The organism is Streptosporangium sp. NPDC005286 (genome assembly GCF_040607515.1).
Lineage (GTDB): Bacteria > Actinomycetota > Actinomycetes > Streptosporangiales > Streptosporangiaceae > Streptosporangium.
The window spans coordinates 43,565-57,038 of sequence record NZ_JBEXGU010000023.1 but is presented as its reverse complement, the minus strand read 5'-3'; the positions used below and the strand labels follow the sequence as shown (position 1 = coordinate 57,038).

The 13,474-nt window shown below is 68.5% G+C and carries 14 protein-coding genes and 1 pseudogene; 6 read left to right on the top strand and 9 right to left on the bottom strand.

Annotated elements, in window-relative coordinates; genetic code table 11:
* The first annotated feature begins 28 nt into the window (after positions 1-28).
* Together katG and ABZU75_RS11810 are read left to right on the top strand one after the other, a co-directional pair.
* A complete protein-coding gene (gene katG / locus ABZU75_RS11815) occupies positions 29-2,260 on the top strand; it encodes a catalase/peroxidase HPI (protein WP_355552390.1) in 2,232 nt (743 codons plus the stop codon).
* A 213-nt stretch (positions 2,261-2,473) separates the two neighbouring features.
* A complete protein-coding gene (locus ABZU75_RS11810) occupies positions 2,474-3,001 on the top strand; it encodes a GNAT family N-acetyltransferase (RefSeq protein ID WP_355552387.1) in 528 nt (175 codons plus the stop codon).
* A gap of 218 nt (positions 3,002-3,219) precedes the next feature.
* Here ABZU75_RS11810 and ABZU75_RS11805 read toward each other — a convergent pair whose 3' ends face one another.
* On the bottom strand, positions 3,220-3,924 hold the full coding sequence (locus ABZU75_RS11805) for a hypothetical protein (RefSeq protein ID WP_355552384.1): 705 nt from the start codon (positions 3,922-3,924) through the stop codon (positions 3,220-3,222).
* 74 nt (positions 3,925-3,998) lie between these two features.
* Positions 3,999-4,574, bottom strand: coding sequence for a YceI family protein (locus tag ABZU75_RS11800; RefSeq protein WP_355552381.1), 576 nt, complete (start codon positions 4,572-4,574; stop codon positions 3,999-4,001).
* A 138-nt stretch (positions 4,575-4,712) separates the two neighbouring features.
* On the opposite strand from ABZU75_RS11800, the gene ABZU75_RS11795 reads away from it, so the two are divergent.
* Entirely contained in the window at positions 4,713-5,090 is a 378-nt protein-coding gene (locus ABZU75_RS11795; RefSeq protein ID WP_355552378.1) for a helix-turn-helix domain-containing protein, read from the top strand.
* On the opposite strand, the gene ABZU75_RS11790 is transcribed toward ABZU75_RS11795, so the two are convergent.
* From ABZU75_RS11790 to ABZU75_RS11780, 3 genes and pseudogenes are all read right to left on the bottom strand, one after another.
* The gene (locus ABZU75_RS11790) at positions 5,091-5,549 is read right to left on the bottom strand and encodes a cupin domain-containing protein (protein ID WP_355552375.1); all 459 of its coding nucleotides are present in this window, start codon (positions 5,547-5,549) and stop codon (positions 5,091-5,093) included.
* A gap of 77 nt (positions 5,550-5,626) precedes the next feature.
* A pseudogene (locus ABZU75_RS11785) lies at positions 5,627-6,124 on the bottom strand (SDR family oxidoreductase); the annotation flags it as partial.
* Between the two features lie 69 nt (positions 6,125-6,193).
* Complete coding sequence (locus ABZU75_RS11780) at positions 6,194-6,775, bottom strand: hypothetical protein (RefSeq protein WP_355552372.1); 582 nt, start codon at positions 6,773-6,775, stop codon at positions 6,194-6,196.
* Positions 6,776-6,949: 174 nt separating this feature from the next.
* Here ABZU75_RS11780 and ABZU75_RS11775 point away from each other — a divergent pair, with 174 nt between their 5' ends.
* Positions 6,950-8,236, top strand: coding sequence for a hydroxyacid-oxoacid transhydrogenase (locus ABZU75_RS11775; protein WP_355552369.1), 1,287 nt, complete (start codon positions 6,950-6,952; stop codon positions 8,234-8,236).
* 96 nt (positions 8,237-8,332) lie between these two features.
* Here ABZU75_RS11775 and ABZU75_RS11770 read toward each other — a convergent pair whose 3' ends face one another.
* The 3 genes from ABZU75_RS11770 to ABZU75_RS11760 form a co-directional block, all read right to left on the bottom strand.
* On the bottom strand, positions 8,333-8,665 hold the full coding sequence (locus ABZU75_RS11770) for an STAS domain-containing protein (RefSeq protein ID WP_355552366.1): 333 nt from the start codon (positions 8,663-8,665) through the stop codon (positions 8,333-8,335).
* Complete coding sequence (locus ABZU75_RS11765) at positions 8,662-9,228, bottom strand: DUF5994 family protein (RefSeq protein WP_355552363.1); 567 nt, start codon at positions 9,226-9,228, stop codon at positions 8,662-8,664. Before ABZU75_RS11765 ends, ABZU75_RS11770 begins: the two co-directional genes overlap by 4 nt.
* A gap of 212 nt (positions 9,229-9,440) precedes the next feature.
* The gene (locus tag ABZU75_RS11760; RefSeq protein ID WP_355552360.1) at positions 9,441-10,325 is read right to left on the bottom strand and encodes an NAD(P)-binding domain-containing protein; all 885 of its coding nucleotides are present in this window, start codon (positions 10,323-10,325) and stop codon (positions 9,441-9,443) included.
* Between the two features lie 161 nt (positions 10,326-10,486).
* Here ABZU75_RS11760 and ABZU75_RS11755 point away from each other — a divergent pair, with 161 nt between their 5' ends.
* Positions 10,487-10,822 (top strand): helix-turn-helix domain-containing protein, encoded by a 336-nt coding sequence (locus ABZU75_RS11755; protein ID WP_355552357.1) that lies wholly within the window; start codon positions 10,487-10,489, stop codon positions 10,820-10,822.
* Between the two features lie 184 nt (positions 10,823-11,006).
* On the top strand, positions 11,007-11,981 hold the full coding sequence (locus tag ABZU75_RS11750) for a M64 family metallopeptidase (RefSeq protein WP_355552354.1): 975 nt from the start codon (positions 11,007-11,009) through the stop codon (positions 11,979-11,981).
* 124 nt (positions 11,982-12,105) lie between these two features.
* Here the strand turns inward: ABZU75_RS11750 and ABZU75_RS11745 are convergent, their stop codons facing one another.
* Positions 12,106-13,416, bottom strand: coding sequence for a M64 family metallopeptidase (locus ABZU75_RS11745; RefSeq protein ID WP_355552351.1), 1,311 nt, complete (start codon positions 13,414-13,416; stop codon positions 12,106-12,108).
* Positions 13,417-13,474: the final 58 nt, after the last annotated feature.

Below are 13,474 nucleotides of genomic sequence, written 5' to 3'. Positions count from 1 at the left end.
GTGATCCGCATAGTTCGGAAGGATTCCCATGTCTGAGAACCATGATGCAATCGTCGTAGACGCGAAGACGGAGGGCGGAGGCGGTTGCCCGGTCGCGCACGAGCGCGCCCCGCACCCGACCCAGGGTGGCGGAAACCACCAGTGGTGGCCGGAGCGGCTCAACCTGAAGGTCCTCGCCAAGAACCCTGCCGTCTCCAACCCGCTCGGCGAGGAGTTCGACTACGCCGAGGCATTCAAGAGCCTCGACCTCGCGGCCGTCAAACAGGACATCGCGGAGGTGCTGACCACCTCGCAGGACTGGTGGCCGGCCGACTACGGCAACTACGGCCCGTTCATGATCCGGATGGCCTGGCACAGCGCAGGCACCTACCGGATCAGCGATGGTCGCGGCGGCGCCGGGGCCGGCCAGCAGCGCTTCGCGCCGCTCAACAGCTGGCCGGACAACGTGAACCTCGACAAGGCCCGCCGTCTGCTGTGGCCGGTCAAGAAGAAGTACGGCCAGAAGCTCTCCTGGGCCGACCTCATGATCCTGGCCGGCAACGTCGCCCTGGAGACGATGGGTTTCAAGACCTTCGGCTTCGCCGGCGGCCGTGCGGACGTCTGGGAGTCCGACGAGGACGTCTACTGGGGTCCCGAGTCCACCTGGCTCGACGACCAGCGCTACACCGGCGACCGGGAGCTGGAGAACCCCCTCGGCGCGGTCCAGATGGGCCTGATCTACGTCAACCCGGAGGGCCCGAACGGCAACCCGGACCCGCTGGCCTCGGCCCGCGACATCCGTGAGACGTTCCGCCGGATGGCGATGAACGACGAGGAGACGGTCGCCCTGATCGCGGGCGGTCACACCTTTGGCAAGACCCACGGCGCGGGCCCGGCGGACCACGTCGGCGTCGACCCCGAGGCCGCCCCCATCGAGCAGCAGGGTCTCGGCTGGAAGAGCACCTACGGCACCGGCAAGGGCGCGGACACGATCGGTAGCGGTCTGGAGGTCACCTGGACCTCGACACCGACGAAGTGGTCCAACAACTTCTTCTGGAACCTGTTCGGCTACGACTGGGAGCTGACCAAGAGCCCGGCCGGCGCGCACCAGTGGCGGCCGAAGCACGGCGCCGGTCAGGACTCGGTGCCCGACGCCCACGACCCGTCGAAGCGTCACGCGCCGTCCATGCTGACCAGCGACCTCGCGCTCCGGTTCGACCCGATCTACGGCCCGATCTCGCGGCGTTTCTACGAGAACCCCGACGAGTTCGCGGACGCCTTCGCCCGCGCATGGTTCAAGCTGACCCACCGCGACATGGGCCCGGTCGTGCGCTACCTCGGCCCGGAGGTCCCGACCGAGACGCTGCTGTGGCAGGACCCCCTCCCCGAGGTGACGTACGAGCTCGTCGACGCCGCGGACATCGCCTCCCTCAAGGACCGGATCCTCGCCTCGGGCCTGTCGGTGTCCGAGCTGGTGTCCACCGCGTGGGCGTCGGCCTCGACCTTCCGCGGCGGTGACAAGCGCGGCGGCGCCAACGGCGCGCGTATCCGCCTTGAGCCGCAGAACGGGTGGGAGGTCAACGACCCCGACCGGCTCGCGACGGTGCTGAGCACCCTGGAGGGGATCGCCGAGGCGTTCAACGCCGCCCAGACCGGTGGCAAGCAGATCTCGCTCGCCGACCTGATCGTGCTCGCCGGTGGTGTGGGCGTCGAGCGGGCCGCCAAGGAGGCCGGCCTCGACGTCGAGGTCCCGTTCAGGCCGGGCCGGGTGGACGCGTCGCAGGAGCAGACCGACGTGGAGTCGTTCGCCGCGCTTGAGCCGACCGTTGACGGGTTCCGCAACCACCTCGGGAAGGGCAACCGGCTGCCGGCCGAGTTCCTGCTGGTCGACCGGGCGAACCTGCTGACCCTGAGCGCCCCCGAGATGACGGTCCTCGTCGGTGGCCTCCGCGTGCTGGACGCGAACCACCAGCAGTCGCCGCTCGGTGTCCTCACCGCGACCCCCGGGGTGCTGACCAACGACTTCTTCGTCAACCTGCTCGACATGGGCACGGCGTGGAAGGCGACGGCCGAGGACGCGAACACCTTCGAGGGTCGCGACGCCGCCACGGGCGAGGTCAAGTGGACCGGCACCCGCGCCGACCTCGTCTTCGGGTCGAACTCCGAGCTGCGCGCGCTCGCGGAGGTCTACGCGAGTGACGACGCGAAGGAGAAGTTCGTGAACGACTTCGTCGCGGCGTGGGACAAGGTGATGAACCTGGACCGGTTCGACCTCGTCTGATCAGGTGACGTCCAGGCCGGCCCACGCCGGCCGGCCTGGACGTCCCCGGGCGGCTTCGACGGCCTCTCAGGCCGGGACGGCGGTGGCCGATGGCTATCGCGTTCCCGGCCAGGCCGGTCGCCGCGATGACGGTTTCCGGTGACCCGCCGGGCGGCGACGGTCCCCCGGCAAAATCGGTCGCCCCGCCGACCTTGATCACATTAGCTTGGCGGCATGTCCGAACTACGTACCGATCGCCTCCTGCTCCGCCACTGGCGGGACTCCGACCTGGACCCCTGGGCGGCGATGAACGCCGATCCCGAGGTCCGGGAACACTTCCCGGACCTGCTGACCCGTGAGCAGAGTGCCGCTTCGATCGCGCGCTTCCAGGCCGGACTCGACCGCCGGGGTTATGGGTGGTGGGCGGTGGAGGTCCTGGCGACCGGTGAGTTCATCGGCTTCACCGGCCTGGATCCCGCGGACGAGGGCATGCCGTTCACCGGGGTGGAGATCGGCTGGCGGCTGACCCGCTCGGCGTGGGGCCACGGCTACGCCACCGAGGCCGCCCTGGCCTGCCTGGACTTCGGTTTCAAGACCCTGGAGCTGCCGGAGGTCGTCGCCATCACGGCCACCACCAACCTGCGTTCCCAGGCGGTGATGCGCCGGATCGGCATGACCCGTGACCCGGCCGCCGACTTCGACCACCCGAACGTGCCCGACGGGCCGCTACGCCGGCACGTGCTGTACCGGATTCGCCGGTGAACAGTTCGTACGGCACCTCGTAGACACCGTTCCACTTCTCATCTTCCACACCCAGGCGATGGCATCAACGCAGACTTCACCTAACCTGCCGCCGCACGTTACCCAGACACGCCCAGCCCATCCCCGCCTAACCAAGCCCCACTAGTCGTGCTTCGTGTTGTCGTCGCTCCTTCGAACGGCGGGATTCCCTCGTGCGGAGGCTGAGGTTTTCGGGTGGGTCAGAACGGCGACGAGCTGGGGGTCAGCGTCATGTCGACCTGGTAGTCAGAGGTGTCGGTCCTGCCGGCGTTCGGCCGCAGGGTGTAGCGGCTCTCCTGGGTCAGCGGATTGAGGCGGAAGGATTGGATGAAGACGTCATCATCGGAGGCGTATTCGTTGTCGCGGCGGATGTTGATGGTGGCCACGCCGCCTTTGGCGGTGAACACCGGATTGTACGGGGTGGAGGTCAACGTGCCCGACTCGTCGCGGGTACCCGGTGGGCACGGGGTCCCGTCGAAACTGTCGCACCTACCCGAAGCCGTGAACCGGCTACCACCTGCCGCCGGCCAGACACGGTAGGTCACGCCGAGGGGCGGTATTATCCCGGGGCCGGAGATCTTGACGAAGATCACGTCGCCGTTGTTCGACAGCGTTCGCCATGCAATGATCTTGTTTATGGTGATCCGGGTGTAGGGGGCGGCCTCCGCGGAGGCGGCAGAGGCGGGAGTGGAGGCGACGAGCGGTAGCGTGAGAGCCATCCCCGCGGCGATCCGCAACAGGCTTTTCCCAAGGTTCATACGTATGATCATCGCCTCGACCGTTTGAATCTCTCTTGGATTCGTCTTGGTTTCGAGTTCAGGGCACCCATGAGTGGCGGCACCCGCTCCCGCACCAAAGGGATACGGGTCGACGGCAAGCCATCCTCGCCGGCGCGGTGACCACATCCGTTCACCAGGTCATCACCGAACTGCAATTACTCCTGGCCGGCGGGCAGCGGCATGCCCCGCCGGCCTGATCCTTATGCCCCCGTGCGAGCAGCTTCGATCTCCAGGACGATGTCCACCTTCTCCCCCAAGGCCATGCCGCCGCCGGGGATGAGCCCGTTGTAGCTGACGCCGAAGTCCATGCGGTTGATCTCGCCGGTCGCGGTGAACCCGGCGCGGCCGCCCCGGAAGGGCTCGGCGGCGAAGGGGTCCGGGCCGAAGCCGTTGACCTCCAGCCTCAGTGACACCGGCCGGGTCACGTCCTTGAGTGTGAGCTCGCCGTCCATGACGTGGCCGCGGCCGTCCAACCGGATGGCCGTGGAACGGTACGACATGGTGGGGAACTTCTCGACTTCGAGAAAGTCGGCGGAGCGCAGATGCGCGTCGCGCTGGGCGTTGCCGGTGCTCACCGAGGCAAGGTCGATGGCCGCGGTCACGCTGGACCCCAGGGGCTCCGCCGCAGTGGTGATCGTGCCTTCGACACCGGTGAAGTGGCCACGCACCTTGGCGATCATCAGGTGACGTACGACGAATCCCACGTAGGAGTGGGCCGGATCGATGGCCCACGTCGCGGCCAGGTAGCCCGGGATCTCGACAACTTCGGCTTCCATGATGTCTCCTTGGTCTTGATGAGTAACTCGGTTCTTAAAAGTGACCCAATCTCTGTTCGGAACTGGCTCTATGCTCAGTCGCCGCGTCTCATCGCACAAGAAGGCACTTTTTCCTTGCTCGGTTCACCGGAGGTAACCATGGGCGCACCGCTCTCCCGCACACCGGCCGCCTGCCGCGCCCGCGAGATCCTCGACCGGGTGGGAGACAAGTGGTCGCTGTACGTGATCTCGAAGCTAGGTGCGGGGACCAAGCGGTTCACCGAGCTCAAGCGCGAGATCGACGGCATCAGCCAGCGCATGCTGACCGTCACCCTGCGCGAGCTGGAGCGGGACGGCATCGTCTCGCGCACCATGTACCCGGTGATGCCGCCCCGCGTCGATTACGCGCTCACCCCGTTGGGCCACACCCTGGTCGAGGCCGTCCACGGTCTCGTCAGCTGGGCGGAAGAGCATCTCGACGAGATCGACGCCGCGCGCACCACCTACGACACACGCGCCGAGCAGGTATTCGGCTGATCACTCCCCGCCCGCGAGCTCGCGGAAGTCGACGAGGGACGGCGGCGGCAGCGGCAGGTTCTCCGTGCCCGGCGCGGGGCTGCGTTCCAGCAGCCGGGTGCCGACCACCCTCCCGGCGAACACCGCGTGCAGCCTGAGCCCGCTCCCCGAACGGTTGCGGAACCCGTGGGCGATGCCCGGCGGCACCAGGATCACCGCTCCGGGGCCCACCGGCCGCCATTCCTCGTCGTAGAACGCCTCGCCCTCGCCTTCGTCGATGATGAGGACCTCCTCGTTCGTGTGCGTGTGCACCGGGATGACCTCATCCGGCGCGAGCAGCTCGAAGTTGAGCACCAGGTCCTTGACGTAGTCGCCGTCCGGACGGACCGGATCGAGCACGAGGCAGTGGCGGGAGTTCGGTTTGTAGTTGTGCGGGTCCTCGGGAAACGGCCGGTAGTCCAGCCGATTGATTATCGTCACACGACCGAGCCTGCCCGCGAAACGTTATTACTGGTAGATCGCACTTTTTCGGAACCAGGTGAGGTCCGGGTAACCGGTCAGGCCGTTTTGATCGCGCCACCGTCGATCAGGTAGTCGGCTCCCGCGATACTGGCCGCGAGCGGTGAGGCCAGGTAGGCGACCAATGTGGCCACCTCGGCGGGCTCGGCGAACCGGCCGGTCGTCATGCCCATCTGCGCGGGCAGCAGCCGGAGCAGGTCCTCGTGCGGCACCCCTATCGCTTTGGCGAGCTCCGCGCCGTAACTCGCCGGGCCCTCCCACAGCGAGGTCCGCACCGGTCCGGGCGAGACCGTGTTGACCCGCACGCCCCGCGATCCGAACTCGTCGTTCAGCGCCTTTCCGAACGCCGTCAGCGCGGATTTGGCGATCGTGTAGAGGACCGGTCCCGCGCTTGGCTGCCGGGCACTGTTGGAGGAGACGTTGACGATCACGCCGCCCCGCTCGATCAGGCTGGGCAGCGCGGCCCGGGTGGCGCGTACCGCGCTGAGGAAGTTCAGCTGGTATGCCCCCAGCCACCGCTCGTCGTCGAAGTCGAGGAACCCTCCAGCCTGCCCGCGATCGAGGGGCGGGCAGGCCGGTCCGGTTCCAGGTGGCGGGTCTGACGGTCAGTTGTCCCAGACCGCGTTCTTCAGGATGGTGGCCAGGCCCGGGGTGGCCCACTGGTCGACGATGAGGATCTTCGACTGGGGCAGGTACCACTCACGCTGGTTGAACGTCGACTTCTGCTCACCGCCGGTGTACGTCACGCACCGGCCGGGCCACACCCGGTAGTGCGCCTTGTGGGCCACCCCGATGTTGCGGTAGCCGACCGCGATCGCCTTGCCGAGGACCTGGCCGTACTTGGGGTTGGTCGCGCAGGGCACCACGTCGGACGCCGGGTAGAACGGCCCCTGGTCGGGGTTGTAGCGCCCGAAGCCCTCGGCACCGGTCTTGAGGGCCTTCGGCCCGATGACCCAGAAGCTGTCGCACCTGGGCTGGAAGTAACCGCCGTTGGGCCGCGCGCAGGCACCGGTCACCACCCGGACCTGGTCCGCGGTCCCGTACACCCGCCAGGAGTTCGGGATCTCCAGCGTCAAACCGCCGCGCAGCCGGAGCAGCGCGGTGGAGGAGCTCGCGGACGCGGGAAGCTGGGCCGCCAGCACGGCGACTCCGGCGACAGCGGTCACCGCGATCATTCTTTTCATCATGGCGGCGATGGTATTCAGCCCGGTTTGCGGTTGGTTTGCAGGTTTCTTGCCCACGGAAGGCTGCAGACCCAAGATCGGCAGGCGGGTGGACGAACGCGACATACCGCCGGGTATGCTCACGCGGAGGGCTCCCGTCCTATGGCACCGGTAAGAACAGCGAGAGAGGAGCCGGGCGTGTTCGGTACTCCGGGCAATCCCGAGTCCGTCTTCACCTACGGCGCCCCCGCCCTGAAGTTCGGCTCCGGCGCCTCGGCCGAGATCGGCTTCGACCTCGGGCAGTACGGCGTCCGGCGCGTCCTCGTCGTCACCGACCCCGGGGTGGCCGCGACCGGCGCGCCGCGGCGGATCGCCGAGCAGCTCTCCGGGTTCGGCATGGAGGCGAGCGTGTACGAGGGCGTGCGCGTCGAGCCGACGGACGAGAGCCTGCTGGCGGCCATCGAACACGCCCGCGCCTCCGGGCCGTGGGACGCATTCGTCGCCGTCGGGGGCGGCTCCAGCATCGACACCGCCAAGGCGGTCAACCTGCTCACCACCAACCCGGGCGAGCTGATGGACTACGTCAACGCGCCGGTGGGCGGCGGCCTGGCCCCGTCCCGGCCGCTCAAGCCGCTGGTCGCGGTGCCCACGACCACCGGAACGGGGTCCGAGAGCACCACGATCTGCGTGCTCGACGTGCTCGACCTGAAGGTGAAGACCGGGATCAGCCACGCCCGGCTCCGCCCGGTGCTGGCCGTCGTCGACCCCGACCTGACGATGACCCAGCCCGCCGGGGTCACCGCGGCCGCCGGGATGGACATCCTCTGCCACGCCCTGGAGAGCTACACCGCCCGGCCGTACACCTCATACGAGCGCAAACGCCCCGAGGAGCGGGTGCCCTACTGCGGTTCGAACCCGGTGGCCGACATGTGGTCCGAGCGCGCCATCGCGCTGCTCGCGCAGTCCTTCCGCACCGCCGTACGCGACGGGGACGACGTCGAAGCCAGGGGGCGGATGGCGCTGGCGGCGACGTTCGCCGGACTGGGGTTCGGCAACGCGGGCGTGCACATCCCGCACGCCAACGCCTACCCGATCGCCGGGCGGGTCAGGGACTTCCACCCCGAGGGCTACCCGGCGGGCGAGCCGATGGTGCCACACGGCATGGCCGTCGCGCTGACCGCTCCCGAGGCGTTCAGGTTCACCTTCGAGGCGCAGCCGGAGCGGCACCTGCGCGCGGCCGAGCTGCTCGACCCGTCCGCCGCCAGGCCCGACGACCTTTCCGAATATCTGCCCGGCGTGCTGACCAGGCTGATGCGCGACATCGGCCTCCCCGGCGGGATCGGCGGCGTCGGTTACACCGAGGCGGACGTCCCCGCGCTGGCGGAGGGCGCGATGAAGCAGCAGCGCCTGCTCAGCACCGCCCCCCGGCCGGTCACCGAGGGCGACCTCACCAAGATCCTGACCCGCTCCATCGCCCTCTGGTGAAGGGGCGCCGTAGGTCCGGACCCTCGTACGTCACACGCGCGAACGTCCCCCGGTTCCTCATCTCTCCGGGGGACGGGGAATCCACTCCACTGACGCTCAGCGAATGGTGAAAGTGCGGTCCAGGCCGGTGACCCGTAGCAGGGCCGCCGTCTGGTGACGAGGCGCGGACAGCTCGAAGGTGACTCCGAGCGATCTGGCGCGGCGCTGGATGCCGACCAGTACGGCCAGCCCTGAGGTGTCGAAGAACGACACCCCGGACAGGTCGAGGATGAGCGGATTCGCTCCGCGCCGCAACGCGCGGAGCAGCCGTTCGCGCAGCGCCGCGCTGCTGAAGACGTCGATCTCGCCGTGCAGATGGATGACTGTGGCGGCGGGACCGACGGCCTGGGGCCCCACTCCGTGAAAAGTCTGAGATTGCAGAACGGTCATGAGGTCTCCTCTCGGAGAGGATCCGGGCCCTGGTGACCGGCGGCCGGTGCGCAGCCGGCGACCTGTCCGCCCTCGTCCTCCCAGACGGCCCGGCTGTCATCCTGGGCGATCGAGCTGACGTCCGAGGAGGCCGCGGCGGTGAGGATGTCGGTCGGGCGGGTGGCGCCCGCGCACCTGGTGGCCAGGGTGAGCGCGTGCGCGGCCGTGCCGCTCTCGGTGCCGGGTGGAATGACCAGCAGGTTGACGGGTTCCATGGCCTCGCAGATCAGGGTGACCACGTGTGGGTCCATGTTGCGGAACCAGCCCACCTTGACCTGGCGGCCGGGGGCCGCGACACGGTGCGGGATGTCGTCCCAGGATCCCAGGGGCAGACCCACCCGCCTGACGGGCCGGTCCAGCCGCCGGTCGACGGCGGCGATGAGGTCGGGCAGTTCCACCGCCGCGTCCTGGGAGTGTGGCCACCAGGCCCCGTCCACGGCGCCCCTGCGGCCGAGGGTGGGATCCAGACTCAGACGTTCCTCGTCGGTGAGCGGTGTGCTGTGGGAAAGAAGCGCCTGCGTCATGATCGCCCGGCCCGTCTCGGCCCGTAGGAGGACCGGATTCGCCTATCGCCTTGGGCGACGTCGACCTGAATGCCAACGTACGAAATGTCCTCGGTACTTCCTACTCTACGCCTGCTTTCCACTCCGGCCGGGCCTGGACGGTGATCGTTCCGGTGGGGGCGGCGCCACCATCAGAGCCGGTCGTGGCGGGCCGCCCCCTCTTCGAGTGCGTTTTACGGTGTCGGCCTCCCGAGCACCTCGGCCAGGCGCGAGAAGCTGTCGTCGCCGTGACCGGCGTCGATCGCGCGTCGCGTGACGGCCCTGGCGGCGCTCAGCACGCCGGTGTCGATGCCCCTGGTCTGGGCCGCGTGGATGATGTGTGCCATCCCCGCGTCGGCCGACAGGATGTTGGACTGGTCGCCCGGGTGGTGGCCGTCGTCGACGTAGCGGGCGAACTCGTCGATGAGGTCGGGGAGCAGGGCGCCGATCCCCTTGGCGAACGGGGCGAGGTCCCTGGCCGAGATGCCTTCCGCGCCGGCCAGGGCGAAGGCGTGGACGAGGCCGCTCATGGACGTCCAGAAGAGGTCGAGCAGGCTCACATCGTGGGCCGCCGCCCGCCCGGGATCCGCGCCGAGGTAGGTGGCGGTGCCGCCCAGGCTCGCCAGCGCGGGCCGATGGGCCTGGTAGAGCGCTTCAGGCCCGCTGTACAGGACGACCGCCGCCGGCCCGCCGATGGTCGGTGTCGGGGTCATGATGGCGCCGTCGAGGTAGTCGACGCCGTGACCGGCGGCCCAGTCGGCCATCCGGCGTGCGCGTTCCGGCGTGTCGGCCGTGAGGTTGACCAGGGTCCGGGCCTTCAGCGCGTCTACCGAGGGGTCGATGATCGCGCTCACCGCGTCGTAGTCGATCACGCAGGCGATCACCAGCGGGCTCGCCGCGATCGCGTCGGCGACCGTGTCCGCGCGGACCGCGCCCCGGGCGACGAGAGCGTCGGCCTTGGCGGCCGTACGGTTCCACACGGTCGTGGGGTGGCCGTTCCCGAGGAACGCGCCCGCCAGCGCCTGCCCCATCGGGCCCAGTCCCAGGACCGTCACCGGCGATCGGTTGTCGGCCGTCATTGTTTCCCCCGCTTTCATCAGATGTCGGCATGCGAACGTCCCAGTCCCGGGCCCTTCGTGACCCCGGCTGGGACGTTTCGATGCTGGCGCTCTGCTGAATTTTCCTCAAGTACCTACTATTTTGTCAGGTACTAACCTTTTTGTAAGTATGGAGAACGCGAATGAAGAAGCGGACCTATTCGTGCGGGCTCGATGCCGCCGTCGACGTCGTGGGCGGTAAGTGGAAGGCACTGATCCTGTGGGCGCTCCACAGCAAGCCGCTGCGGTTCGGGGAGTTGAACCGGTCGGTGTCCGGCATCAGCGAGAAGATGCTCATCCAGCAGCTCCGCGAGATGGAGTCGTACGGCCTGGTGCACCGCGAGGTCTACCACCAGGTTCCGCCGAAGGTGGAGTACTCGCTGACCGAGTTCGGCCACTCGCTCAACACCGCGCTTCTCCCCCTCGGCGACTGGGGCGAGAGGCATCTGGAGACCATCGAGGCTCTCCCCCGCGACTGAGAGTTGCCGCCGCCCTCACATTCCAGGCCGTCACCGGAGGCGGAGTCCCCGACATGGAGGGGGTGAGGGCCCAGGATTCACCACTATAACGGGAGGGTTATCTCAAAAAGGGATTATCTGGGCGTATGGCGATAACTCACGATGTGGGCACTAGATCCACTGCGCTCACCCCCAAGGAGACGCCGTGCCCCGCCCCCTCCGCCTGGCGCTGCTCGTACCGGTCGTCATCGCCTCCCTCGCCACACCGACGTCCGCCGCCGCCGAACCGTCCCCGCCGGGATCCACCGAGCGGGTGGAGGTCTTCTCCCCCGACGGCACGATCCAGCAGGTCGAGATCCCGAAGCGGCAGGTGCCTCCCGCCCCGCGCGCCGCGCCGACCGCCACGGTCACCGCCCTGCAGCAGACGGGCCCCTCCTCCCAGCGCTTCGACCTGGTCTTCGTGGGCGACGGTTACACCTCCGCCGAGATCGCCACCTTCCAGGCCCACGCCGCGAGCAAGTGGGCCGAGATGACCGCCGTCGAACCGTTCAGCACCTACAAGAACTCCTTCAACGTGTGGATGGTCAACGTCGTCTCCAGCCAGTCGGGCGTCGACAACGACCCCACCCAGGGCGTCAGCAGGAACACCGCGCTCGGGATGGGGTTCTGGTGCTCGGGAATCGAGCGCCTGCTCTGCGTGAACACCGCCACCGCCAAGTCCTACGCCGCACTGGCACCCGGTGTCGACCAGGTGGTGGCGCTGGGCAACAGCACCAAGTACGGCGGTGCGGGGTACGGCGCGGGCGGCGGCGTCGCCACCGCCTCGGGCGGCAACGCGAGCTCCGGCCAGGTCGTGGTGCACGAGCTCGGACATTCAATGGGTAACCTCGCGGACGAGTACTCCACCCTCAACACCACTTACAACGGCGGCGAGCCGTCGGCGGCGAACGTCTCGAAGTACACCGCCGCGCAGCTCACCTCGGGCAGGCGCAAGTGGTACCAGTACCTGGGTCAGGCCACTCCCGACGGTGGCGTGATCGGCGCCTACCAGGGGGGCGCCGACTACGCGTACGGCATCTACCGCCCGTCGGAGAACTCGATCATGCGCACCCTCGGGAAGAAGTTCAACCTGATCGGTCTCGACGCGATGACCAAGGCGATTCTCGCCAAGACGGGATGACGACCCGGCGCTGAACGCACGCGATCGCCGAAGGACGCCCGCTTCCGCGGAACATCCTTCGGCGATCGCCGTTCTTTCGCCATCCGGTCCTGCCGCGTCCCGAGCGGGGCGTGGCAGGATCCGGTCAGTGCTTGCCGACCGTCCAGGTGATCGACTGGGTGAGGGTGTCCGCCTTGTAGGCGGAGTTCCTCACGAAGTCGGTGGAGTCACTGACCTGCACCGAGTAGGTGCAGTCGCCCTTCTTGGCCTTCAGGTCCTTGCGCCCGCACCACGGCGCCTCGGGCTTTCCGTGGTCCTTGGGCTTCTTGGTCAGAGCCACCGCCGAGGTCCTGCCCGCCCACTCGGTGATCTCGTGGCCGTTGATGAACCAGCGGGTGGACACGGTCGGGAGCCCCACGGGGGTGACCGTCAGGGTGCTGCCCGCCCTGACCTTGCCGCTCGGGGTGGAGTCGTCGATCAGGCCGGTCGTCTCGACGAACGTGCGGACCATCTCCTCACGGCCGACCAGGTTGAACGGCTTGAGCAGGGAGCGCATCAGCGAGTTGTCGCTGGGCCGGTAGATGCCGAGGTTGTAGTAGGCGGCACCCTCGAAGGTGTCGATCACGCCGCCGTCGGGGGTCTCGGCGCCCAGCCAGTACCACCACTTGGCCCGCCGCGCGGTCTGCTGCTCGGCGTTGTGGATCGAGACGTTGGTGTCGGGCGGCTCGTCGCCGGTGTAGGTGCTGCCGTCGTCCGGGTAGGCCCAGTAGGGGTACTCGTCGGCCAGGTCGCCGATGGAGTGGCCGAACTCGTGCGGCAGGATCTCCGGGCCGCTCCGGTGCCCGCCGGAGAAGGTGACCAGGTTCTCCTCGATGTAGCCGGCACCGCCGTAGGTGGGGCTGTTGACCACGACGGCGATCTGGTCGAAGGCGGGGGCCAGCCCGGCGTAGGACTGGGCGGTGGGGATGTCCACGCAGACCAGGCGCTCCAGGTCCTCACACCAGTACTCACCGCCCAGCGCGGTGTCCTTCCGCACCCCCTTGACCGGGTCGTTGTCGACCCCGGACTCGTTGGAGACGACGTTCACCTGCCAGACGTTGAACAGCTTGCGATAGCTCTTGAACGGCTCGCGCTGGGCCAGGATGTTCCAGCTGTTGGCCACCTGGGCGGTGTAGGCGTCCTGCTCGGCCTCGGTGAAACCGTCACCGAGGTAGACCAGGTCGATGCGTTTGTCGCTGGGGCCGTTGACCTCGATCGGCGTCACCGTGGCGGACGGCACGGCCAGGCCCCTCGCCTTGTCGCCGCTCTCCACCGGAACTTCGGTGTAGCCCTGGGGGGCGTGCTCGCCGAAGACCTCGACCTTTCGCGTCTGGCCCGGATCCTCGGCGTGAGCCGGGCCGGTCGACAGACACGCCATGACCATGAGCGTGGCGACGACCACGGACGATCTGCGCACGGGTTCTCCTTGCTTGGGGAATGCCGCAGATTGTCACCGGTGTCGGATAACGGGGTGA

Coding starts and splice junctions, on each gene's coding strand:
- katG (WP_355552390.1), top strand. CDS start 29: ATGTCTGAGAACCATGATGCAATCGTCGTAGACGCGAAGACGGAGGGC.
- ABZU75_RS11810 (WP_355552387.1), top strand. CDS start 2,474: ATGTCCGAACTACGTACCGATCGCCTCCTGCTCCGCCACTGGCGGGAC.
- ABZU75_RS11805 (WP_355552384.1), bottom strand. CDS start 3,924: ATGTGGTCACCGCGCCGGCGAGGATGGCTTGCCGTCGACCCGTATCCC.
- ABZU75_RS11800 (WP_355552381.1), bottom strand. CDS start 4,574: ATGGAAGCCGAAGTTGTCGAGATCCCGGGCTACCTGGCCGCGACGTGG.
- ABZU75_RS11795 (WP_355552378.1), top strand. CDS start 4,713: ATGGGCGCACCGCTCTCCCGCACACCGGCCGCCTGCCGCGCCCGCGAG.
- ABZU75_RS11780 (WP_355552372.1), bottom strand. CDS start 6,775: ATGATGAAAAGAATGATCGCGGTGACCGCTGTCGCCGGAGTCGCCGTG.
- ABZU75_RS11770 (WP_355552366.1), bottom strand. CDS start 8,665: ATGACCGTTCTGCAATCTCAGACTTTTCACGGAGTGGGGCCCCAGGCC.
- ABZU75_RS11765 (WP_355552363.1), bottom strand. CDS start 9,228: ATGACGCAGGCGCTTCTTTCCCACAGCACACCGCTCACCGACGAGGAA.
- ABZU75_RS11760 (WP_355552360.1), bottom strand. CDS start 10,325: ATGACGGCCGACAACCGATCGCCGGTGACGGTCCTGGGACTGGGCCCG.
- ABZU75_RS11755 (WP_355552357.1), top strand. CDS start 10,487: ATGAAGAAGCGGACCTATTCGTGCGGGCTCGATGCCGCCGTCGACGTC.